This window comes from Curtobacterium sp. MCBA15_008 (assembly GCF_001865065.1).
GTDB lineage: Bacteria > Actinomycetota > Actinomycetes > Actinomycetales > Microbacteriaceae > Curtobacterium.
Genome location: NZ_MJGN01000023.1, coordinates 184,864 through 208,305 on the forward strand (window position 1 = coordinate 184,864; position 23,442 = coordinate 208,305).

Sequence of the window (23,442 nt, forward strand, 5' to 3'; positions counted from 1 at the left end):
GCACGGGACGCGTGCTCCGGTGGCCGGACGACCGGTCTCCGGGCCGCGGTCGTGGCGGCCGGCCGGTGTCGGTCGCGGCGGTTACCGTACGAGGGTGCCCACGACCACGCTGACGCCCGCACCCGCCGCCGAGGGTGTCTCGCGCGCGCTGGCGACGGACCCGTCACAGGCGGCGGTCCTCGCGCTGCCGGACGGTCGCCACGCGGCCGTGATCGGGGCACCGGGCACCGGCAAGACGACGACGCTCGCGCGGCTGGTCGCCGCGCGGCTCGCCCGTGCCGACGGGATCTCCCCGGACGGGCACGCCGGCGTGCTCGCCCTCACCTCGTCGCGGACGGCGGCGACCGCGCTGCGCGACCGGCTCGCGGCCTCGGTGGAGCGTGCCGTCCCCGGTGCGCTCGCGCGGACCGTGAACTCCCTGGCGTTCCAGATCGTCGCGCACGCCGCGGCCGTGCAGCTGCAGGAACCGCCCACCCTCCTCACCGGTGGCGAGCAGGACCGCATCATCGCCGACCTGCTCGACGGACACGAGCTGGACGGCACCGGCCCGGACTGGCCGGCACCCATCACGGCGGTGGTCCGCGAGCGCGCCGGGTTCCGCACGGCGCTCCGCGACGTCATGATGCGTGCGGTGGCCGCCGGCGTCGAACCCGAGGACATGCGCGAGCTCGGGGACGACACCGGGCGTCCGGAGTGGCGGGCCGTCGGGGACTTCGTGGACGAGTACCGCGCGGCCGTGACCGCCTTCCGCGCCACCAGCCTCGACGCGGCCGAGCTCGTGGCGTACGCCACCGCGGCCGTCCTGCGCGGGCAGGTCCCGGCGAGCGTCGCGGCACTCCGGCTCGTCGTCGTGGACGACACCCAAGAGCTGGTCGAGGGCGAGATCGCTCTGCTCGGGGCCCTCGCACGGTCCGGCGTGCAGGTCGTGGCGTTCGGTGACCCGGACATCGCCGCCTCGGCGTTCCGCGGTGCCGAGCCCGACGTCCTGGGGCGGCTGGCGGTGCGGCTCGGCGTCGACCGCGTGGACGACGTCGTGCTGACGACGGTGCACCGGTACCCCGAGCCGATCCGGGCGCTCGTCGCCGGCATCACCGCGCGCATCGGCACGGCCGCGGCCGGACGGCAGCGCACGGCGACGGCGACGACGGAGGACGCCCGACCCGACGCCGTGGTCCACCTCGAGGGCGCGAGCCGCGCTGCCCTCGTCGTCGCGGTCGCTCGGCGGCTCCGCGAACACCGGCTGCTCGACGGCGTGCCGTGGCACCGGATGGCCGTCGTGACCCGCAGCGGCGCCGCGATCCCCGAACTGGTCCGGGCGCTCTCCGTGGCCGAGGTCCCGGCGACCGCCGGCGCCGCGCCCGTCCGTCCCCGCGACGACACCGCCGCCCGGTCGCTCCTCGACGCCGCTGCCGTGGCGCTCGGGGTGCTGCCGCTGGACGCGGTCCTCGCGACCGCCTTCGCGACCGGTCCGCTCGGTGGCCTGGATACCCTGGCGATGCGCCGACTCCGGCTCGCGCTGCGTCGCGAGGAGCTCGCAGGCGGGGGCAGTCGCACCGCCGACGAACTGCTGGTCGACGCACTCGGGGCGCCCGAGCGGCTCGCGACGGTCGACGCCGGGTTCGCGCGGCGGGCGACCCGGCTCGCACGGAGCCTGGTGCAGGCACGGGCCGACGCCGAAGCCGACGCCAGCATCGAGGAGATCCTCTGGGGGCTCTGGGAGCGCAGCGGACTGGCCGGCAGCTGGGGTGCGCAGTCCGCATCCGGTGGGGTCGGCGCAGCAGAGGCCGACCGCCGCCTCGACGCCGTGGTCGGGCTCTTCACCGCGGCGAAGCGCTTCGTCGAGCGCACGCCGGACGCCCCGGCCCGGGTGTTCGTCGACGACCTGCTCGGCTCCGACCTGCCCGAGGACTCGATCGGTCCCGACCGGACCGCGGGTCGGGTGCGCGTGCTGACCCCGTCGGCGACCATCGGCCTCGAGTGCGACGTCGTCGTCGTCCTCGGGCTGCAGGACGGCGTCTGGCCGAACACCCGGGTGCGCGGCAGCCTGCTCGACCCGGACGGGTTGGTCCGGGCGGCGGCGGGCATCGACCACGCCGCCGTCGACGACCGCGCCGCCGTGATCGCCGACGAACTCCGGCTCTTCGCACGGGCCGTCTCGCGCGCCACCACCCAGGTCGTCATCGGCACGGTCGCGAACGACGACGAGGCACCATCGCCGTTCGTGCGCCTCGTGCCGGTGCCGCCCGACCGTCAGCCGACCGCCCACCCGCTGTCCCTGCGCGGTCTGGCCGGTTCGCTCCGCCGCCGGGTCGTCGCCTCGGGCGACCACGAGGCCGCCTCGGCACTCGCGCGCTTGGCCGAGGCCGAGGTGCCGGGGGCGTCGCCGGACGACTGGTACGGCCTGGCCGAGCCTTCGACCGAGACGCCACTCGTCGACCTCGACGCCGAGCCGCTCCCCGACCCCGACGACCCCGAGGGCGGCGAGCCGGTGGCCCCGACCGTGTCGGTGTCCCCGTCCCGCATCGGCACCTTCGAGGAGTGCCCGGTGCACTGGTTCGTGCAGACGTTCGGCGGCAGCGCTCCGAGCCCGGCGATGGGCATCGGGACGATCGTGCACGAGGCCATGGAGCACGCGACCGAGGTCGACGTCGAGTCGTTGTGGTCCCACGTGGAAGGACGCTGGGACGAGCTCACGTTCGAGTCGCCGTGGGTGGCCGACCGCGAGCGTGCGCGGACCCGGCGGATGGTCGAGGGGCTGAGCGACTACCTCCGCACCTTCGCCAGCGCCGGACGTCGGCTGCTCGGCGCGGAGACGTCGTTCGCGCTGGTCACCGGTCCGGCCCGGATGCGCGGCAGCATCGACCGGATCGAGATCGACCCGGACGGGCGCGTCAGCGTCGTGGACCTGAAGACCGGACGGTCGATGCCGAGCGAGAAGAAGGACATGCCGGAACACCCGCAGCTCGGGGCGTACCAGTTGGCCGTCGAGGACGGCGCGGTCGAGGGCGTGCCCGCCGGGTCCGCGATGGCCGACGCCCGCCTGGTGTTCGTGCAGAACCCCCGCGGCGGACACGCGTTCTCCGAGCGCACCCAGCAGGCGTTCGACGCCGACGCCCGTGACGCCTACCGCGAGCGACTGCACACCGTCGCCCGGGGGATGGCCGGCCGGACGTTCCTGGCGAACGTCGACGACCACTGCGAGAAGGCCCGGACCGGCGTCGAGTGCCGGATCCACGTCGTCGGCGAGGTGACCTGGTGAACGAGGAACAGGTGATCGAGCCCTCCGCGCCCGCAGTCGCGAGCAGGCCGCTGCGCGACGCCGACACCATCGCGGACGCCCTCGGCCGACCGCGCCCGACGGCCCAGCAGCGCGCCGTGATCGAGTCGCCGCTGCAGCCCGCGCTCGTGGTGGCCGGTGCCGGCAGCGGGAAGACCGAGACGATGGCGTCCCGCGTGGTGTGGCTGCTCGCGAACGGCATGGTCCGCCCCGACGGGATCCTCGGACTCACCTTCACGCGCAAGGCCGCCGGCGAGCTGTCGGTCCGCATCAACGACCGCATCCGCGCGCTCGAGGACGTCGGACTGCTCGACGCCGGCGACGCGTTCGAGGCCCCCACGGTGTCCACCTACAACGCCTTCGCGAACTCGGTCTTCCGCGAGAACGCGCTGCTCGTCGGCCGCGACGGCGAATCGCAGGTGCTCACCGAGCCGTCCGCGTGGCAGCTCGCCCGCCGGGTGGTCGTCGGCGCGCGGGACGACCGGCTGGCCGGACTCGACCGCGACGTCGACACCGTGACCGCGGCGGTCGTGGCGCTCGCCGGAGCGGTGTCCGAGCACCTGGTCGAGCCCGAGCGACTGCGCCGGTTCGCGATCGACTTCGCCGGCCTGCTCGAACTGCCCGGCAGCTCCCGCGGCACCCCGTACAAGGCCGTCACCGACGCCGTCGCCGCGATCGGCGCCCTCGAACCGCTCGTCGACCTGGTCGAGGAGTTCCGCCGGCAGAAGGTCGACCGCGGCTTCGTGGAGTTCTCCGACCAGATCGCGCTGGCCCTCGCCGCGGCCGAGTCGGCCCCGCGCGTGGTCACGGACCTGCGGCAGCGGTACGGGGTCGTGCTGCTCGACGAGTACCAGGACACCTCGGTCGTGCAGACCCGGTTCCTCGCCCGACTGTTCCGTGGACACCCGGTGATGGCCGTCGGCGACCCGCACCAGTCCATCTACGGCTTCCGTGGCGCGAGTGCGGCGAACCTCGCCCGGTTCCCCCGCGACTTCGGCGAGCCCGAGCGGGGGGAGCGACCGGTCACCTTCGCGCTCTCGACGAGCTGGCGGAACCCCGTCGACGTCCTCGCCGGGGCGAACGCGGTCGTCGCGCCGCTGTCCGAGGCCTCCGAGGTCGACGTCGAACGGCTCTCCCCGCGCCCCGGGGCGGACGCCGGCACCGTCCACGCGGTGTTCCCGGAGACCCTGCCGGAAGAGGCCGCAGCCGTCGCCCAGTGGTTCGCCGACCGTCGCGCCGCCGACCCGGGCGGGTCGCTCGCGCTCCTGCTGCGCTCCCGGAAGGACCTCGCCGCCTTCACCGGTGCGCTCGGCGACCGCCGCGTGCCGTACCACGTGCTCGGGACGGGCGGCCTGCTCCAGCGGCCCGAGATCGTCGACCTCGTCGCGTGCCTGCGAGTGCTCCACGACCCGGCCGCGGGCAACGACCTGATCCGGCTGCTCGCCGGGGCGCGGTGGCGGATCGGCGCGGCGGACATCGCCGCCCTGCACGCCCTCGCCCGGTGGCTGTTCGGCCGCGACCACACGCAGCAGCGCCTCGACGACGACCTCACCGCGGCGTTCCGGGCGTCGGTCGCGGCGGGGGAGCACGGGTCGATCGTCGACGCGCTCGACTTCGTCGCCACGGCACCGGACGAGCACGGCGCCCTCGCGGACATCAGCGACGTCGGCCGCCGCCGGATGCGCGAGCTCGGGCAGCAGCTCGCGTCGCTGCGATCGCGTGCCGCGGGTGACCTCGTGGACTTCGTGACCCTGGTCGTGCAGGAGATGCGCCTCGACATCGAGGTCGCCGCCCACGAGCAGGGCAGCGGGGCGTTCCTCGACGCGTTCGTCGACGAGCTGGCCGGCTTCGTCACGACCGACGACCGCGCCGACCTCGGGGCCTTCCTCGGTTGGATCGACGCCGCCGCCCGCCGTGACGACATGGGCCCCCGCTCCGAGGAGCCCGAGGCCGGCACGGTGCAGATCCTGACGATCCACGGCTCGAAGGGCCTCGAGTGGGACGCGGTCGCGGTGCCGCGCCTGGTCGAGGGTGCGCTGCCGGCCCGTCCGCAGGAGGGTTCGTCCGGCTGGATCGGCTTCGGGCGGCTGCCGTACGAGTTCCGCGGCGACGCCGAGGAGCTCCCACGGCTGGACTGGCGCGGGCACGACAACCAGAAGGACGTCACGCTCGCGATCGACGCCTACAAGGAGCAGGTGAAGGCCCGCAACGAGGACGAGGAGCGCCGGCTGACCTACGTGGCGCTGACCCGCGCCAAGCACGACCTGCTCGTGAGCGGGTCGTTCTGGGCGGGCGGGGTCCGGCCGACCGAGCCGAGCCGGTACCTCCGCGACCTTGTCGAGGCGGGTGTCGTCGACGGTGCGGCGATCCCGGACACCACCGAACACGAGGAGAACCCGCTGGGCGACGCCGGCGCCACCCAGTCGTGGCCGCACGTGCCGTTCGGGCACCGCGCGGCCCGGGTCGTCGCCGCTGCCGACCGGGTGCGGAACGCGAACCCCGGCGCCGCCGGCAGGTTCGCCGCGGACATCGACCTGCTGCTCGCCGAGCGGGCCGCGAACCGCAGCGCCCGGCACCGGGTCGTCGTCCCGCACCGCGTGCCGGCGTCCGGCTTCAAGGACTACCTCGCCGAGCCCGACGCCGTGGCCGAGCGACTCCGTCGGCCGATGCCGGAACGGCCGTACCGCGCGACCCGGCTCGGCACGCTCTTCCACCAGTGGGTCGAGCAGCGCGCGCGGAGCGGCGGCTCGCTCGAGACGCTCGACGTCTGGGACGGCGAACTCGACCTCGACGACGACGACGTCGTGGACGCGTCGACGGACGCAGCGGTCACCGACGACGACGCCCGACGGCTGGCGGACTTCCAGGCGACCTTCGCCCGGTCACGGTGGGCCGGACTCACCCCGATCGAGGTCGAGCGGGAGATCCACATCCCGTTCCTCGGCCACAGCGTCGTCTGCAAGCTGGACGCCGTCTACGAGATCGACGGCCGGGCCGAGGTCGTCGACTGGAAGACCGGCAAGGCGCCGAAGGGTGCCGACGACCTCGCGAAGCGGCAGCTGCAGCTCGCCCTGTACCGGGTGGCGTACGCGGAGTTCACCGGGCGGCCGATCGACGAGGTCGACGCGGTGTTCTACTTCGTGGCAGACGACCTCGAGGTCCGGCCCCGCGAACTCCTCGACCGCGCCGGTCTCGAGCAGGCCTGGCTCAACGCAATCGGCTGAGCGCGATCGGCTGGCCGCGATCGCCTGATAGCACGCGGGTGGGACGCGACCGGCTGCGGGCCTGGAGGCGCGTGGCGGGCCCGCACCGCGCCTCCAGGCCGGCAGACGGGTGCGTCTCGACCACCCGACGATCACGACGGGCGGATGGTCCCGTCAGCCGTGCCGACGCTCGGTCGACGACAGCAGCTGCTCGACCTCGCCGATCTCCATCGTCTCCGGGGAGACGGACTGCAGCGGGGCGGCGCTGGGCGCGTGCACCGCGTCGACCAGCCGGTGCATCATCGCGACCGCGTCGTCGACGACCTCGGTGCTCTTCGCCTGGACGCCGTGCAGCAGCCACTGCGCGGTCTCGAGCTCGTGGTGCACCCGTGCGCGCTGCGCGAGCTGACGGTCACGGCCGCCGCCGTTGGCCTCGTAGGCGCTGAGGACCGTGTCGAACGCGTCCTTCCGGCCGGCGAGCACCCAGGCGAGGTCCTTCGCCGGGTCGCCGAGCCGCAGCTCGCCCCAGTCGATGACCGCGGACACCGCATCGCCCTCGACCAGGATCGTCTCGGTGCCGAGCGAACCGTGCACGACGGTCGGCGTGAACTGCCAGAGCTGCTGGTCGCGGGCGGCACCCTCCCAGCGCTCCTTGAGCGCGGCAGGCACGAGCTTCGTGGCGACAGCACGGTCCATCACGGAGACGGCGGAGCGCAGCACCTCGAAGGGCGTGAGCGACGGCAGCCCGGCGTCGGTGACGAAGCTCGTCGGCAGCTGGTGGATCGCGGCGATCGCCCGGCCGACGCTCGTGGCGAGCTCGGGGCGCTCGACGAGGGTCCCGAGGGTCGGGTGCGAGCCCGGCAGGTAGGTGGTGACGATGGCGCGGGTCGAACCGATCGGCGCCTGGCCGCGGTACTCGGCCACGTCGAACGGGAGGCGCGTGCGGATCCCGGCGCTCAGCGCGCGGATCGCGACGAGGTCGGCCGACTGCCGGGCCTCGGCCCGCTGGTTGCGTGGACGGCGGATCGCCGTCCAGGCACCGTCGGCGTCGCGGAGGACGGCCGATTCGTAGTCCCCGGACGCCGCCGAGCCGAGCGTGCGCGTGCCCGTGACGACGAGACCGGGGACGGCCGTGGTCGCCAACGCGGCTAGAGTGAACTGGGATCCCGCCATGCACCTCAGGGTAGGTCCGCAGCCCGCGGTCGAGCGTGCGCCACGCTGGCCCCGCGTCGGCCGGAGCGGGCGGTGTCCCGCACTCGCCCGACCAGATCCGACCCGAGGAGCCCCCTGCCGTGACCGTCGAGTTCGCCAGCCGGCTGCCGCTCTCCCGAAACGAACTCGACCGGGACGGCGAGTTCCGCGCGACCGCCGACCTCGACCGGGTGCTGCGGGACGACCCTGAGACGCGGTTCCTGCCCGTGCGCGGGTCGGAGATGCTCCGGAACGCGGACGGCACGCTGCGGTTCGTCACGGCCGCCGAGGTCCCGGCGGACACCGTGACCCTCTACCTCGGCCGCGCGGTGTCCGACGCCCCGGACGCGCCCGCCGGCACCCGCTTCGTGGCCGCCTTCGTCGACGCGGCGACCGCGACCGCGATCGAGCCGGACGACGACGCGTGGGAGAGCCTCCGGATGTTCGGCACCGAGCTGTCCGCGCGCGACCAGGGGCTGGCGGTCGAGGCGGTCGCCATGGCGAACTGGCACGCCGTCCACGGGTTCTCCCCGCGCACCGGTTCCCCCACCGACGTCGTCACCGGCGGCTGGGTCCGCCGTGACCCCGAGGGCCACGAGCACTTCCCGCGCACCGACGCCGCGATCATCGTCGGCGTGACGGACGCCGACGACCGCATCCTGCTCGGCTCGAACGCCGCGTGGGACGCGAACCGGTACTCGCTGCTGGCGGGCTTCGTCGAGCCGGGGGAGTCCCTGGAGGACGCCGTCCGCCGCGAGGTCTTCGAGGAGTCCGGCGTCCACGTGGAGGAGCCCGAGTACCTGGGGTCGCAGCCGTGGCCGTTCCCGGCGTCGCTCATGGTCGGCTTCCGGGCCCGTGCGGTCGACGGCGACCCGACGACCGCGCGACCCGACGGCGTGGAGATCCTCGACGTCCGCTGGTTCTCGCGTCAGGACATCCGTGAGCGTGCCGGGGACACCCTGCTGCTGCCGGGCCGGACCTCGATCGCCCGCGCCATCATCGAGGAGTGGTACGGCGGGCCGCTGGACCTGCCGTGATCGACCCCGCACGCGGCGGCGCCGCCGCCCGCGGTGCCGGCCCTGCCCGCGGTGACGGCGGCAGCGCTGCCGGTGCCCGCGCTGCCGGTGGTGGCGCTGCCGGTGACGTCCGCCCGCCGTCGCCGGACGAGCTCCTCGCCGCCCTCGACGCCGAGCAGCAGACCGTCGCACGGACCCTGCTCGGCCCCGTCGCCGTGCTCGCCGGCGCCGGCACCGGCAAGACCCGCGCGATCACCCACCGCATCGCGTACGGCGTCGCGACGGGGACCTACGCCCCGAACCACGTCCTCGCGCTGACCTTCACGACCCGCGCCGCCGGGGAACTCCGCTCGCGGCTCCGCACGCTCGGCGCCGGCACCGTGCAGGCGCGCACCTTCCACGCCGCGGCGATGGCGCAGCTCAGCTACTTCTGGCCGGACACCGTCGGCGGCCACGCCCCGCGGATCGTCGAGTCGAAGGGCCGGATGATCGCGCACGCGGCCGACACGGTCGGGCTGCAGGTGGACACCCCGGTGCTGCGCGACCTGGCCGGCGAGGTCGAGTGGCGCAAGGTGCAGATGCTCTCCTACGAGGAGTACGAGGCCGCGGCCGCCGAGCGCGTGATGCCGCGGGACACCCCGCCGCGACGGGTGCTCGACCTCATGCGCGCGTACGAGCAACTCAAGGACGACCGGCGGCAGATCGACTTCGAGGACGTCCTGCTCGCCACCCTCGGCATGGTCGAGTCGGAACCCCGCGTGGCCTCGTACGTCCGGCAGCAGTACCGGTTCTTCGTGGTCGACGAGTACCAGGACGTCTCGCCCGTGCAGCACGACCTGCTGCGCGCGTGGCTCGGCGGTCGCGACGACCTCTGCGTGGTCGGCGACGCCAGCCAGACCATCTACTCGTTCGCCGGGGCCTCGAGCCGCTACCTGCTCGGCTTCGGGTCGGAGTTCCCGCGTGGGTCGGTGGTGCGGCTCGAGCGGAACTACCGGTCCACCCCGGAGGTCGTGCACGCCGCGAACGCGCTCATGCGCGGACAGCCCGGTGCGCTCGACCTCGTCGCCCAGCACCCCGAGCCCGGACCCGAGCCCGTCGTGATCGCCTGCGCCCACGACGGCGAAGAGGCCCAGACGGTCGCCCGTCGGATCGCGGAGCTCGTCGGCGGCGGTGCGGCGTACGGTGACTGCGCCGTGCTCTACCGGCTCGGTGCCCAGTCGGCGGCGATCGAGTCGGCGCTCGGCCGCGCGGGCATCCCGTACCGGGTGCAGGGCGGCACGCGGTTCTTCGACCGTCCCGAGGTCAAGCTGGCGGTCCACCACATGCGTGGCGAGGCCGTCCGGCAGACCGACGACGAACTCACCCGGCGGGTCGGCCTCGTGCTGCAGGTCAGCGGATGGACCCCGACCCCGCCCGAGGGCACCGGCGCGGTGCGCGAGCAGTGGGAAGCGTTGCAGGCGATCATGGGCCTCGCCGAGGACGCACCGGCCGGCACGACGATGCAGCAGTTCACCCAGGACCTCGTCGACCGCGCCGCGACGCACCACGAGCCCGAGCTCGACGCCGTCACGCTGGCCACGCTGCACTCGTCGAAGGGCCTGGAGTGGCCGAACGTCGTGGTGATCGGGGCGGCCGAGGGCCTGCTGCCGATCTCGTACGCCACGGCGGACACCGCGGTGGACGAGGAGCGCCGGCTGTTCTACGTCGGCCTGACCCGCGCCCGCCGCTCGCTGACGATCACGTGGTCGCGACTGGGTTCCACGCGTGGGGGCGCCCGGGCGGCGAGTCGGTTCCTGGCAGCGCTCGGCACGCACACCGCGGATGGGTCGGCACCGGCTGCAGGCTGACCGACAGGTCGTCGCGCGCGAACACCAGCTGCTCGGCCCGCGGTCGCTGTGTCGTGCGGGGGAGCCGCTCGACGAGCAGGCGGGTGGCCGCCGCTGCGATCGCCGCGATCCGGTACGGCGAGAGCGGTGCCACCGGTCGGCCCCAGACCTGCGCGGCGATCGCCGGCCACGCGGGGTCGTCGTCGGCACGTGCGTACTCGACGCACTGCAGGCAGGGGCCCGCGCCGGGGACGACGAACGGGCCGACGCGGACCCGGCCGTCCCCGACGACGACCGACAGGTGCGGCACGCCCCGCCGCGTCCACGCCGCACGGAGCGCCGGGTCGACGACGTGGTCGGCGACGACGACGGCCAGCCGCGGTTCCTGTTCGGGCAGGACCACCGGGCCGCCGTGCGGAGCCCGGGTGCGGGCGACGGTCACGCCCTCGCCGGAGAGGAGCTCCGCCAGCGCGTCCGGCAACGCGCCGGTGCCGTGCACCTCGACACGGGCGAGGGGTTCCGGCAGCACGTCGACGACGGCCGGGGACGCTGCGCCGAGGATGCGGGCGGCGACCTCCGGCGGGCACCCGGTCGTCGCGGCGACACCGGACAGGGCATCACGGCCGGTCTCACGGCGCAGCGCGCTCAGGAACCGTTCCTCACCGGTCGTCGGGACGGCCACGACGGCGCGCGGCGGGTCGACCCCGAGCTGGACGGTGGCCGGGTCGCGCCAGACGAACTCGAGCGTCGGATCGATGCGGATGCCCATGCCCCCACGCTGGCGGACCGAGCCGTCGCGTGGGGCGCCGGGCGCCGATCTGTGGAGAACCGGTGAGGACTACCGGGACCCAGCGTCGCCGTCGTCGCCGGTCTCGTCGACGTGGCCGCTCTCGTCCTCGCGGGGACGGTCGCCGGTCGTGTCGTTGAGCAGGTCCTCGAGGGCCTTGTCGAACTCGTCGTCCTCGGCGGAGCGCCCGGGGTTCCGCAGCCGGAGCACGAAGGCCTCCGGAGCGTCGATGTCCTCGGACGTCGGGACGGCGTCGAAGTGCGACCAGAGCGCGTCGCGCTGCTCGGCGCCGAGCTCGTCGGTGAGGTGCTGCCACATCGCCGCTGCCTCGCGCAGACGACGGGGACGCAGCTCCAACCCGACGAGGGTGGCGAACGCGGACTCGGCCGGGCCGCCGGCCGCACGACGCCGGCGGACCATCTCCGCGATCGCGCCGGACTTCGGCAGGCGTGCGGTCGCCGCGGCGGTCACGGTGTCGACCCAGCCCTCGACGAGCGCGAGCATCGTCTCGAGGCGGGCGAGCGCTGCCTCTTGTTCGTCGGTGCGGGGTGGGATGAGCGCGCCGGAGGCGAGCGCGTCGCGGAGCTGCTCCTGGTTCGTGGGGTCGATCTCGGACGCGAGTTCCTCGACCCGGTCGAACGGGATGTGGATGCCCCGCGCGTAGTCGGTGATCGACGAGATGATGTGCAGCCGGAGCCAGCGCGCGGAGCGGAAGAGCCGGGCGTGCGCGAGTTCGCGGACCGCCAGGTAGATGCGGACCTCGTCCTCGGGGACGTCGAGGCCCTCGGCGAACTCGGCCACGTTCTGCGGCAGGAGTGCGGCGACCTGCTCGTCGAGGAGCGGCACGCCGACGTCGCCGCCGGACACGACCTCCTTCGAGAGCTGCCCGACGACCTGGCCGAGCTGGATCGCGAAGAGTGCGCCGCCGACGCCGCGCATCGCCTTCGACACGTCGCCCAGCATCGCCTTCAGCTGCTCCGGGGCGCGCTGCTCGATCGCCTCGGTCAGGGCGTTGGCGATGCTCAGGGCCACCGGCTCGGCGATCTGCGCCCAGACCGGGGTGGTCGCCTTCGCCCACTGCTCGCGGGTGTACAGGCTCGGGGTCGCGGTGAGTTCGGCGACCGTGGTCGCCTCGTCCAGCCAGAGGGCGGCGACCTGGAAGGCCTGGTCGGAGGCCTGCGTCGTGGCCGGGTCGACGGGGTGCCCGCCGTCCCGTGCGATGGCGGTGGCGCGCTCGGCGGCCACGGAGAAGTCGATGCCGTCCCCGCCGGACTGCGCGGCACGCTGCAGCTGGCTCATGAGGTTCGCCACGAAGGCCGGGTCGTTCGGCAGGCCGGCGGCACCGGCGAGCTGCGACGGGTCGATCTGGCCCTCGCCGGACAGGAGCTTCCGGAGCATCTCCTGGAAGTCGTCGTCCGGCCCCGGCTGCGGTTCATCAGGCATGACGACTACGCTAATCGCTGCTCACGGGGCCGCACCTGGGACGCCCCCGTGGGAACGCCCGAACTGCTGCGCCGAGGGCGAACACCCCGCCCTGGAAGGACGTCCGTGACCCTCTTCGCCGCCGAGCCCCGCCGTCGTTCGCGCACCCGGACGGTCGGGTGGGCGTTCGTGATCGGTGCCGTGGTCCTCGGGTTGCTCGCGAGCATCCTGCCGAGCCCGTACCTCATCGAGGTTCCTGGCCCCGTGTACAACACCATCGGCACGCAGAAGCAGGGCACCGGCAAGGACGCGAAGGACGTCGAGCTCATCCAGGTCAGCGGACACCCGACCTACCCGACGGCAGGCGCCCTCGACATGCTCACGGTGGGGATCCAGGGCGACGCCACGAACCGGCCGTCCTGGACGAGCGTGATCCGTGCCCTGTTCAGCCGCTCGCAGGCGGTCATCCCGGCCGAGGCGATCTACCCGACCGGCACGACGACGGACCAGGTGAACCAGCAGGACGCCGCCGACATGCAGCAGTCGCAGCAGTCCGCGGTCGCCGCGGCGCTCATCCAGCAGGGCTACGAGCTGCCGACCGACCTCGAGGTCGGGACCGTCCAGAAGGGCTCGGCGGCCGACGGGGTCATCGAGGAGGGCGACGTCATCCGGTCGTTCGACGGCACCTCCCTCACGACCAACGCCGACGCGACGACGCTGCGGGAACTCGTGGCGAAGCACGGCACCTCCGGGCCGGCCACCGTCGTCGTCGAGCGCGACGGCTCCGAGAAGACGGTCGAGCTCACCCCGCGCAGCGAGCAGGGCACCGCGCTCATCGGTGTCGGCGTGACCGAGCAGTACGACTTCCCCTTCACGGTCTCGATCAAGCTGCAGGACGTCGGCGGACCGTCCGCCGGCATGATGTTCGCGCTCGGGATCATCGACGAGATCACCCCCGGCAAGCTCAACGGCGGGAAGCACGTCGCCGGCACCGGCACGATCAGCGCCGACGGCGAGGTCGGTGCGATCGGCGGCATCCGTCAGAAGCTGTACGGGGCCCGCGACGCCGGCGCGACCGTGTTCCTGGCACCCGCCGACAACTGCGGCGAGGTCGTCGGCCACGTGCCGGACGGACTCGACGTCTACAAGGTGTCCACCCTCGACCAGGCGGTCACCGACCTGCAGACGATCGCCTCCGGGAAGAGCACCGCGAAGCTCGCGCGCTGCACGTCGTAGGGCCGGCCACGCGGTCCACGCGACGCGCGTGCGGGTCGCGATCCGTCCCTCCAGGCGGTCTGACGGGAGGCGCGGGTCGCCTTCCTGAGTCGCCGTACAGTTTCAGACGAGGTCGGGCCACATAGGATCGATGCACTGACGGCCCGCCGCGCCGGGCCCGCCGGTTCGACACGTCTGGAGCACATCAAGTGACGACAACCTCGTCCACCTCGGGTTCTTCTCCTTCCGGGCGGCGATCGCCGCGGGTCCCGATCGTGGTCACGATCATCGTGCTGGCAGCACTGGTGATCGCCTTCTTCATCTTCGCCAGCCTGTACACCGACTACGCGTGGTTCGCGCAGCTCGGCTTCCAGCAGGTCCTCACCACGCGGTGGATCGCCGGGACACTGATGTTCCTGGCCGGCTTCCTCGGCATGGCGGTACCCGTGTACGCGAGCATCGCGATCGCGTTCCGGTTCCGGCCCGTGTACGCGAAGCTGAACTCGCAGCTGGACCGCTACCAGCAGGTCATCGAGCCGCTGCGTCGTGCCGTGATGATCGGCATCCCGGTCGTCCTCGGCATCTTCGCCGGGCTGTCGACCGCGGGGCGCTGGAGCATGGTGCTCGAGTACTTCAACCGGACGCCGTTCGGCAAGACCGACCCGCAGTTCGGGCTCGACATCGGCTTCTACGTGTTCGAGCTGCCGTTCTGGCGCTCGATCGTGGCGTACTCGTCCGCCGTCGTGCTCATCGCCGGCCTCGCCGCGCTCGCCGCCTGCTACCTCTACGGCGCGATGCGCTTCGGCGGTCGCGAGGTCCGCATCTCGAAGGCCGCGCGGGTCCAGCTCGCGATCACCGCGGCCGTCTACATCGCCCTGCAGGCCGTCAGCCTCTGGCTCGACCAGTACGCGGCGCTGACCAAGTCGAACTCGCTCATCACCGGTGCGCAGTACACCGAGGTGAACGCGGTCATCCCCGGTCGCGAGATCATGGCCGGCATCGCGGCGATCGTCGCGATCCTGTTCATCGTCACCGCGGTCATCGGCCGCTGGCGCATCTCGATCGTCGGGACCGGGCTGCTGCTCGTCGCGGCGATCGTCATCGGCGGCATCTACCCGTGGATCGTCCAGCGCCTGCAGGTGAAGCCGTCCGAGCGCACCTTCGAGTCCGCGTACATCGAGCGGAACATCAAGGCCACCCGTGACGCGTACGGCGTCTCCGGCGTGCAGGAGCAGAACTACGACGCCACGACCGAGGCGAGCTCCGGCGCCCTCGCGCAGGACGCCCAGACCACGGCGAACATCCGCCTGATCGACCCGAAGATCGTGTCCGACACGTTCAGCCAGCTGCAGCAGTACCGGCAGTACTACCAGTTCCCGGACGAGCTCGACGTCGACCGCTACGACGTGAAGGGCGAGACCGAGGACACCGTGATCGCGGTGCGCGACATCGACCTCGACGGCCTCAGCTCGCAGGCCAACACGCCGTACAACCGTGCGTTCGTGTACACCCACGGCTACGGCGTCACCGCGGCCTTCGGCAACCAGCGCGCGAGCGACGGCAAGCCGGTGTTCCTCGAGTCGGGCATCCCGTCGAACGGCGCCCTGGGCGACTTCCAGCAGCGCGTGTACTTCGGTGAGACCTCGCCGGCGTACTCGATCGTCGGTGCGCCGAAGGGCTCGAAGAACGTCGAGCTCGACTACCCGTCCGGCTCCGACGACGACAACGGCGGCAACGCCACGACGACGTACGCGGGCAACGGCGGACCGAGCCTCGGCAACTTCTTCAACCGCCTCGTCTACGCGGCGAAGTTCCAGTCGGAGCAGATCCTGCTGTCGGACGCGGTGAACAAGGACTCGCAGATCCTCTACGACCGCGATCCGATCGCGCGCGTGCAGAAGGTCGCGCCGTACCTGACGACCGACAGCGACGCGTACCCGGCGATCGTCGACCACCGCATCCAGTGGGTCGTCGACGGCTACACGACGAGCGATGCCTACCCGTACTCGCAGAGCCAGAGCCTGTCGGACAGCATCGCCGGCGCCGAGAGCTCGGCGTACCGCACCGACCAGGTGAACTACATCCGGAACTCGGTGAAGGCCACCGTCGACGCGTACACGGGCAAGGTGACCCTCTACTCGTGGGACACCAAGGACCCGGTGCTGAAGACGTGGCAGAAGATCTTCCCGACCTCGGTCAAGCCGGTGTCGCAGATGAGTGCGCAGCTGCTCGACCACGTCCGGTACCCGACCGACCTGTTCAAGGTGCAGCGGTCCATCCTCGGCACGTACCACGTGACGAACGCGAACTCGTTCTACTCGGGTGACGACGCGTGGAACACGCCGCAGGAACCGACCTCGGGGACGAACGACACGTCGGACACCGCGGACACGTCGACCACGACGAACTCGGGGACGAACGCCCTCGGCACGACCACCACGCCACGGGCGAACCTGCAGGACCCGTACTACCTCACGATGAAGGTGCCGGGGCAGGGGACCGCGTACACGCTGTACACGACCTACATCCCGCAGCAGTCCGCTGGCGCGAACAACCGCAACGTGCTGACCGGGTACCTGGCGGTCGACTCCGACGCCGGTGGTGCCGGCAAGGGGAAGAAGGGGTCCGGCTACGGCAAGCTCACGCTGTTGACGATGCCGAAGACGGACAACATCCCAGGCCCGGCGCAGGTGCAGAACCTGTTCAACTCGGACACCACGGTGTCGCAGGAGCTGAACATCCTGAAGCGGGGCAACTCGACCGTGAAGCAGGGCAACCTGTTGACGCTCCCGGTCGGTGGCGGGTTCCTCTACGTCCAGCCGGTGTACGTGCAGTCGACGTCGAGCGGCTCGTACCCGCTGCTGCAGAAGGTCCTCGTGGCGTTCGGCGACAAGATCGCGTTCGAGGACACCCTCGACGAGGCGCTCAACAGCCTGTTCGGCGGTGACTCCGGCGCTGCCGCGGGTGACCAGGGCGCTGCGGGCGGGTCGGACTCGGGCTCGGGGTCGGGTTCGGGGTCGTCCGACTCCGGGTCGTCCGACTCGGGCTCCTCTGACTCGGGTTCGACCGGTGGTTCGTCCGACTCCGGTTCGACGGGTGGCTCGACCGGCACCGTCGACAACGAGGCGCTGCAGAAGGCCCTCAACGACGCCAAGCAGGCGCTGCAGGACCGTCAGGACGCCTACGCGGACAACGACCTGGTCGCCGCTGCCGAGGCCGACCAGCGCCTGCAGGACGCGATCCAGGCGGCCACCGAAGCCGAGAACGGGAACTAGACACACCGTGGCGGGGCACTCGATTTGTGCCCCGCCACGGGCCCGTGTAGGCTTATCAACGTGCCGCGGGGTGGAGCAGTTCGGTAGCTCGCTGGGCTCATAACCCAGAGGTCGTAGGTTCAAATCCTGCCCCCGCAACCAAGCGTCACGAAGAAGAAGGCCCCGGTCCACTCGGACCGGGGCCTTCTTCGTGTGCCCGGCACCTGGCCCGCCGTGCCGTGCCGTGCCGTGCTGTGCCGTGCCGTGCCGGGCGTGCCGTCCGGGCTGGCGCGCGCGAGACTCGGGCGCGGCCCGCCAGTACGCTCGGCGCATGGGCACCCTCACGATCGCAGCGGCGCAGTTCGCACCCGTGGACGACCCGAACGCCAACCTCGAGACCGTCCGGGCGGCGGCGGTCGATGCAGCGGCACGTGGCGCCGGACTCCTCGTCACGCCCGAGTACACGTCGTACTTCACGGCAGACATCGACGACCGGTTCGTCGCCGCCGCGCAGCCGCTCGACGGCCCGTTCGTCACCGGCTTGCAGGACATCGCCCGCACCACCGGCATCGCGCTCGTGGTCGGGGTCGCCGAGACGGCCGAGGTCCCCGGCCGCTTCCGGAACACCCTCGTCGCGGTCCTGCCCGACGGGTCGATCGCCGCCACGTACCGAAAGGTGCACCTCTACGACGCGTTCGGCTCCCGGGAGTCCGACCGCATCGAGTCCGGCGACCCGGCACAGCTGCCGGTGTTCGACCTCGGCGGCCTCCGGATCGGCCTGGAGACCTGCTACGACCTGCGCTTCCCGGAGGTCACCCGACGCCTCGCCGCGACCGAACACGGAGCCGCCGACGTCGTCGTCCTGCCTGCCGAGTGGGTGCGTGGTCCGGGCAAGGAACACCACTGGCGCACGCTCCTGACCGCCCGCGCGATCGAGAACACCGTGTGGGTCGTCGGCGTCGGGCAGACCCCGCCGGTCGGCATCGGCGGATCGATCGTGCTCGATCCCTCCGGCGTCGCCGTCGCCGCTGCGGGAGCGGTGCCGGGCACGCTCCTCGCGACGGTCGACACGGCCGTCACCGAGACGGTCCGGCAGACGAACCCCTCGCTGTCGCTGCGACGCTACGACGTGGTGCTGCGCGAGCAGCCGGGAGGCACGGCGCACCTCCGACGCTGACCTCGCGCCGCCGACGCGGGAACCGGCACGGCACCTGGTGGAATCGGGCGTACCAGGTCGAAAGTTCCGGCCGGGTACGCCCGCTTCGACCAAGTACGCACGAATCGGCCGAGTACGCACGAATCGACCGGGTTCGCCCAAATTGACCGAGTACGCACGAATCGGCCAGGTACGCACGAATCGACCAAGTACGCCCGGATCGGCCGGGAGCGCCCGATCGCAGCGAGTTCGCCCGCCGGGGCGGGACCGGCGCGGCGGGGGTGGGTCGTGCCTCCAGGCCGTCAGGCGCGGTCGGCGAGACCCGCGAGGCGGGCGGCAGCATCCTCGAGCACACTGCGCCGCTTGCAGAACGCGAACCGGACGAGTGAGCGGTAGCCGGCGGCGTGGTCGGGACGGACGAACGCGGAGACCGGCACGCCGACCACCCCGGCGAGCTCGGGCAGACGCAGGCAGAGCTCGCGCGCGTCGCCGTACCCGAGGGGTGCGGCGTCCGCCAGGACGAAGTACCCGCCGTCTGGCCGCATGACCTCGAAGCCGGCTGCTCGGAGCCCGGCGGCGAGCAGGTCGTGCTTCGCCGAGAGCTCCGCGGCGATCCCGGTGAACACCGCGTCGGGCAGCCGCAGGCCGACGGCGACCGCGGGCTGGAACGGCGCGCCGTTGACGAACGTGAGGTACTGCTTCACGGTCGTGATGGCGTCCACCAGGGCCGGGGGAGCCGTGAGCCAGCCGATCTTCCAGCCCGTGGTGCTGAAGGTCTTCCCAGCGCTCGAGACGGTCACGGTGCGTTCGGCGGCGCCCGGCAGGGTGGCGATCGGGACGTGCGGCACGTCGAAGGTCAGGTGCTCGTAGACCTCGTCGGTGACGATGACGGCGTCGTGGCGCTCGGCGAGTTCGACGACGGTGGCCAGCACCTCGGCCGGGAGGGCTCGCCCGGTGGGGTTGTGCGGCGTGTTCACCAGGACGGCGCGTGTCCGGTCCGAGAACGCTGCTCGGAGCGTGTCCTCGTCCGGGAGGAAGTCCGGCGCCGTGAGGGGCACCGTGACGTGGGTTGCTCCCGCGAGTCGGATCAGGGCGCCGTACGCGTCGTAGAAGGGTTCGAACGTGATCACCTCGTCGCCGGGCTCGACGAGGGCGAGGAGCGTGGCGGCGAGGGCCTCGGTCGCACCGGCGGTGACGAGCACCTCGCGGTCGGGATCGACCTGCAGTCCGTACCAGTGCGCCTGGTGCTCGCTGATCGCCGCACGGAGGTCCGGGGTGCCGCGGCCCAGCGGGTACTGGTTGACGCCCTGGCGGATCGCCTCGACCGCGGCGTCGAGGACCTCGACGGGTCCGTCCTCGTCCGGGAAGCCCTGCCCGAGGTTGATCGAGCCGGTCGCCGCGGCGAGGGCGCTCATCTCGGCGAAGACCGTCGGCGCCGGGACGCCGTCCGCACCGAGGAGCATCGCTCCCTCGGCTGCTCGCAACCAGGGTCCTGCCTGACGCATGTGGTTCCCTCCGGGGGTCGACGGCGACGTGCCGTCCAACCTAGCGGCCGGCTCCGACGCCACCCGGGAACCCGTGCACAGGCCACGCATAAGATCGCCATAGGTCGCTCGCAGCGTCGTCAGGAGCACCGCTCAGGTGCGTCCGACAGACTGCACGAGCTTGAAAGGAGCACGTCCAGCATGACGAACACCACGCCCAACGGGCAGGGCGACGACTTCCGTCCGGACGACTCGGCCGAACAGGCCGCTGCCGAGGACGCCTCGCCGAACGATTCCCAGCACACGGACGACGCTCCGACGAGCGACGCACGAGCGGACCACACCGATGTGATCGACCCCGCTCCCGCCAACGAGACCGACGTCATCGCGGCGTCGACCGACCACCCGACGGACCGCTACACGGCGCCCTACCCGACGGTGTCGGGCACGGACCGCCAGGGCGACGCCGGGCAGGGCCGGTACGGGCAGAGCCAGTACGGGCAGAGCCAGAGCGAGGGCCAGTACGGCCAGAGCCAGAGCGAGGGCCAGTACGGCCAGGGCCAGGGCCAGCACGGGCAGGGTCAGAGCCAGTACGGCCAGACCTCGCAGTACGGGCAGCCGAGCCAGTACGGCCAGGGCCAGAGCCAGTCCGAGCAGCAGTCGGGTGGCTACGGGCAGCACACCAGCCCCTACGGCGGCGCCCACGCACAGAACGGCAGCCAGCAGCCGACCCAGCAGCCGACGAGCCAGTACGGCGAGCAGCAGTACGGCCAGAGCGGTCAGTACGGCCAGCAGCAGCAGGCGGGCCAGTACGGCCAGCAGCAGTCCGGCCAGAACCCCTACGGCCAGTACGGCCAGCAGCAGTCCGGCCAGGACCCCTACGGTCAGACCAGTCAGCAGCAGTACGGGCAGCAGGCCGCCCACTACGGCCAGCAGCCCCGCTACGGCGAGTACGCCCAGCCGACGTCCGCCCCGGCCTCGGCCTCCGAGTACGCGAACGCCTCCGCGCAGGCCCCGACCTCCGCCACGAGCGCCTTCGGCGACGTCGACGGCTCGAACCAGCGCAACGGCCACTACTTCGGCGCAGCAGCCGGAGCAGCCGGAGCAGCGGGTGCCGAGACCGCGACCACGACCCGCACGAAGGACGGCCGCGGCAAGCTCGTCCTGCCGATCATCGCGGGCCTGGTCGTCGCCGGACTCGTCGGCGGTGGCGCCGGTTGGCTCGCCGGCTCCTCGAATGGCGGCGGCACGGTCGTTGGTTCCTCGTCCTCTCAGGGCGGTGGCAACCTGACGGTCAACGACTACAACAACGCGACCGTCGTCACCGCGGTGGCCGCGCAGGCGACCCCCTCCGTCGTGACCATCAACGTCTCGTCGAGCAACGAGGCCGGCACCGGCTCGGGCGTCGTGTTCAGCAAGGACGGCTACATCGTCACGAACACCCACGTGGTCACCCTCGACGGCGACAGCTCGAACGGCACGATCACCGTCACCGCCTCGGACGGCAAGATCTACCCGGCGAAGCTCGTCGGCACGGACCCGACGGTCGACCTCGCGGTCATCAAGATCGACGCGACCAACATGAAGCCGATCAGCTTCGCCGACTCGTCCGACCTGAACGTCGGCGACACGGCGGTCGCGATCGGTGCGCCGCTCGGGCTGTCGAACACCGTCACCGACGGCATCGTCTCCACGCTGAGCCGCAGCATCCAGGTCACCTCGAGCGCCCCCAGCCAGGGCGGCGACTCGAACGAGGGCGGCAACGGCAGCGGCGGCCCGTTCGACTTCTGGGGCAACGGCGACAACGGCAGCAACTCCGCGTCGAACAGCACGGTGTCCCTGCCGGTCATCCAGACCGACGCGTCGATCAACCCCGGCAACTCGGGTGGTGCGCTGCTCGACTCCAAGGGCAAGCTCATCGGCATCAACGTCGCCATCGCCAGCGCGAGCAGCTCGTCCGACTCGACGAGCCAGTCCGGCAGCATCGGCGTCGGCTTCTCGATCCCGTCGAACCTGGTCAAGCGGGTCGCGAACGAGATCAAGGACGACGGTTCGGCGACGCACGGCCTGCTCGGCGCGACCGTGGGGGACGCCGCGGAGGACGCCAAGGCCACCCAGATGGGCGGCCTCATCAAGTCCGTCTCGTCCGGCGGCGCAGCGGCGAAGGCCGGGCTCAAGGCGGGCGACGTGGTCACGAAGATCGGTTCGGCGACGGTCTCCGACGCCACCGACCTGACGGCACAGGTCCGCTACTTCGCCGGTGGCGCGAAGACGACGATCACCTACATCCGCGGCGGCGAGACCCGCGAGACGGACGTGACGCTCGGCACCTACAAGGGCTGACGCGGTCGGCTGAGCCGACGATAGACGGGAGGCGCGGTGCCAACTGGCACCGCGCCTCCCGTCCGTGCGTCCGTCGGTTCTCGGGCCGCCGGTCGCGTCGCCCCACCAGCCGCCGGTCGCGACGTGGGCGAGTGGCGGTCTTGATAGGCTCAGGGTCGCTCTGCGGGGCGGCACCGTCCGCGGTGCGTCCCGTGCACCCCAGCCAGGACCCCGAGGTACGCATGCAGACAGACGGACAGCCCCTGCCGGGCGTCTCGTACGTGATGCCAGTCCTCAACGAGGTCTCCGAGGTCCGGGCAGCCGTCCAGAGTCTGCTCGACCAGGACTACGCCGGGCCGTTCGAGGTCATCCTCGCGCTCGGACCGTCGATCGACGGCACGAACGAGCTGGTGGCCGAGATGAGCGCCGCCGATCCCCGGATCCGGGCGATCGACAACCCCGTCGGGTCCACACCCGCGGGCCTCAACGTGGCGATCCGGGCGTCGGTGCACCCCGTCGTGGTCCGTGTCGACGCGCACTCGGTGCTGCCCGCGGACTACACGCGGATCGCGGTGCGCGTGCTGCAGGAGTCCGGTGCGGACAACGTCGGCGGGATCATGCACGCCGAGGGACGCACCCCGTTCGAGCGGGCCGTCGCGCTGGCGTACGGCAGCCGGGTCGGACTGGGCGGGACCCCGCACCACGTCGGTGGGCAGGCCGGCCCTGCCGAGACCGCCTACCTGGGCGTGTTCCGCCGTGACCGCCTGTTCGAGGTCGGCCTGTTCGACGAGGGCATCAAGCGCGGTCAGGACTGGGAACTCAACCGACGGCTGCGCCAGACCGGCGGCACGGTGTGGTTCACGCCCGAGCTCGTCGTCACGTACCGACCGCGGCCGAGCCTGAAGCGGCTCGTCCGGCAGTTCGTCGCGACCGGCCTGTGGCGCGGTGAGCTCGCCCGCCGGTTCCCCGCCAACAACGGCCTGCGCTACTTCGTGCCGCCCGCCATGGTCGCCGCGATGGCGCTCGGCATCGTCGCCGGTGTCGTCGGGATCGTCGGCGCCGCCCTCGGCACCGGTGCGGCCTGGGCGCTGCTGGGCTTCGCGGTGCCCGCGGTCTACCTCGTCTTCGTCGTCCTGGGCGCCGTCGCGGTCGCTCGGCGTTCGGGGCTGCCGACGCTCCTCTGGCTGCTCGTGGTGCTGCCCTGCATCCACGTCGGCTGGGGCGTCGGCTTCATCATCGGCTTCCTGACCCGGACGTCCGAACTGACCACCCACACGGGACGGTGAACT

General features: G+C 72.5%; 13 protein-coding genes and 1 tRNA gene. 10 read left to right on the forward strand and 4 right to left on the reverse strand.

Translation table 11 applies throughout. The features are described 5' to 3' along the window. The first annotated feature begins 94 nt into the window (after positions 1 to 94). Positions 95 to 3,259 carry an ATP-dependent DNA helicase gene (locus BIU96_RS11465; RefSeq protein WP_139199969.1) on the forward strand — a complete coding sequence of 1,055 codons (3,165 nt, stop codon included), beginning with the start codon at positions 95 to 97 and terminating at the stop codon, positions 3,257 to 3,259. Further along, positions 3,256 to 6,501: an ATP-dependent DNA helicase gene (locus tag BIU96_RS11470; protein WP_254786102.1), complete on the forward strand. Its 3,246-nt coding sequence runs from the start codon at positions 3,256 to 3,258 to the stop codon at positions 6,499 to 6,501. The genes BIU96_RS11465 and BIU96_RS11470 overlap by 4 nt, the downstream gene beginning before the upstream one ends. A gap of 153 nt (positions 6,502 to 6,654) precedes the next feature. On the opposite strand, the gene BIU96_RS11475 is transcribed toward BIU96_RS11470, so the two are convergent. Beyond that, positions 6,655 to 7,653 (reverse strand): phosphotransferase, encoded by a 999-nt coding sequence (locus tag BIU96_RS11475; protein ID WP_071292725.1) that lies wholly within the window; start codon positions 7,651 to 7,653, stop codon positions 6,655 to 6,657. 119 nt (positions 7,654 to 7,772) lie between these two features. Between BIU96_RS11475 and nudC the strand changes: the two genes are divergently transcribed. Together nudC and BIU96_RS11485 are read left to right on the forward strand one after the other, a co-directional pair. Next, a complete protein-coding gene (nudC, locus tag BIU96_RS11480; RefSeq protein WP_071292726.1) occupies positions 7,773 to 8,708 on the forward strand; it encodes an NAD(+) diphosphatase in 936 nt (311 codons plus the stop codon). Then, positions 8,705 to 10,534, forward strand: a complete 1,830-nt coding sequence (locus BIU96_RS11485; protein ID WP_254786103.1) for an ATP-dependent helicase — start codon at positions 8,705 to 8,707, stop codon at positions 10,532 to 10,534. The genes nudC and BIU96_RS11485 overlap by 4 nt, the downstream gene beginning before the upstream one ends. Here the strand turns inward: BIU96_RS11485 and BIU96_RS19435 are convergent. Continuing rightward, positions 10,425 to 11,282: a TOMM precursor leader peptide-binding protein gene (locus tag BIU96_RS19435; RefSeq protein ID WP_139199970.1), complete on the reverse strand. Its 858-nt coding sequence runs from the start codon at positions 11,280 to 11,282 to the stop codon at positions 10,425 to 10,427. The genes BIU96_RS11485 and BIU96_RS19435 overlap by 110 nt on opposite strands. A 69-nt stretch (positions 11,283 to 11,351) precedes the next feature. Then, entirely contained in the window at positions 11,352 to 12,743 is a 1,392-nt protein-coding gene (locus BIU96_RS11495) for a zinc-dependent metalloprotease (RefSeq protein ID WP_071292728.1), read from the reverse strand. Between the two features lie 105 nt (positions 12,744 to 12,848). Here BIU96_RS11495 and BIU96_RS11500 point away from each other — a divergent pair, with 105 nt between their 5' ends. The 4 genes from BIU96_RS11500 to BIU96_RS11515 all read left to right on the forward strand — a co-directional run bounded on the left by BIU96_RS11500 (position 12,849) and on the right by BIU96_RS11515 (position 18,368). Then, entirely contained in the window at positions 12,849 to 13,958 is a 1,110-nt protein-coding gene (locus tag BIU96_RS11500) for a PDZ domain-containing protein (RefSeq protein WP_071292729.1), read from the forward strand. 254 nt (positions 13,959 to 14,212) lie between these two features. Next, positions 14,213 to 17,212 carry a UPF0182 family protein gene (locus BIU96_RS11505; RefSeq protein ID WP_175477528.1) on the forward strand — a complete coding sequence of 1,000 codons (3,000 nt, stop codon included), beginning with the start codon at positions 14,213 to 14,215 and terminating at the stop codon, positions 17,210 to 17,212. 64 nt (positions 17,213 to 17,276) lie between these two features. Further along, positions 17,277 to 17,353: transfer RNA gene (locus BIU96_RS11510), tRNA-Met, on the forward strand. Positions 17,354 to 17,522: 169 nt separating this feature from the next. Further along, entirely contained in the window at positions 17,523 to 18,368 is an 846-nt protein-coding gene (locus BIU96_RS11515) for a carbon-nitrogen hydrolase family protein (RefSeq protein WP_071292730.1), read from the forward strand. Positions 18,369 to 18,649: 281 nt separating this feature from the next. On the opposite strand, the gene BIU96_RS11520 is transcribed toward BIU96_RS11515, so the two are convergent. After that, a complete protein-coding gene (locus tag BIU96_RS11520) occupies positions 18,650 to 19,852 on the reverse strand; it encodes an aminotransferase class I/II-fold pyridoxal phosphate-dependent enzyme (protein ID WP_071292731.1) in 1,203 nt (400 codons plus the stop codon). Between the two features lie 180 nt (positions 19,853 to 20,032). Between BIU96_RS11520 and BIU96_RS20095 the strand changes: the two genes are divergently transcribed. Both BIU96_RS20095 and BIU96_RS11530 read left to right on the forward strand, forming a co-directional pair. Further along, positions 20,033 to 22,174 carry a S1C family serine protease gene (locus BIU96_RS20095; RefSeq protein WP_071292732.1) on the forward strand — a complete coding sequence of 714 codons (2,142 nt, stop codon included), beginning with the start codon at positions 20,033 to 20,035 and terminating at the stop codon, positions 22,172 to 22,174. A gap of 221 nt (positions 22,175 to 22,395) precedes the next feature. Next, complete coding sequence (locus tag BIU96_RS11530) at positions 22,396 to 23,439, forward strand: glycosyltransferase family 2 protein (RefSeq protein WP_071292733.1); 1,044 nt, start codon at positions 22,396 to 22,398, stop codon at positions 23,437 to 23,439. Positions 23,440 to 23,442: the final 3 nt, after the last annotated feature.

Coding starts and splice junctions, on each gene's coding strand:
- BIU96_RS19435 (WP_139199970.1), bottom strand. CDS start 11,282: ATGGGCATCCGCATCGATCCGACGCTCGAGTTCGTCTGGCGCGACCCG.
- BIU96_RS11515 (WP_071292730.1), top strand. CDS start 17,523: ATGGGCACCCTCACGATCGCAGCGGCGCAGTTCGCACCCGTGGACGAC.
- BIU96_RS11475 (WP_071292725.1), bottom strand. CDS start 7,653: ATGGCGGGATCCCAGTTCACTCTAGCCGCGTTGGCGACCACGGCCGTC.
- BIU96_RS11495 (WP_071292728.1), bottom strand. CDS start 12,743: ATGCCTGATGAACCGCAGCCGGGGCCGGACGACGACTTCCAGGAGATG.
- BIU96_RS20095 (WP_071292732.1), top strand. CDS start 20,033: ATGACGAACACCACGCCCAACGGGCAGGGCGACGACTTCCGTCCGGAC.
- BIU96_RS11530 (WP_071292733.1), top strand. CDS start 22,396: ATGCAGACAGACGGACAGCCCCTGCCGGGCGTCTCGTACGTGATGCCA.
- BIU96_RS11520 (WP_071292731.1), bottom strand. CDS start 19,852: ATGCGTCAGGCAGGACCCTGGTTGCGAGCAGCCGAGGGAGCGATGCTC.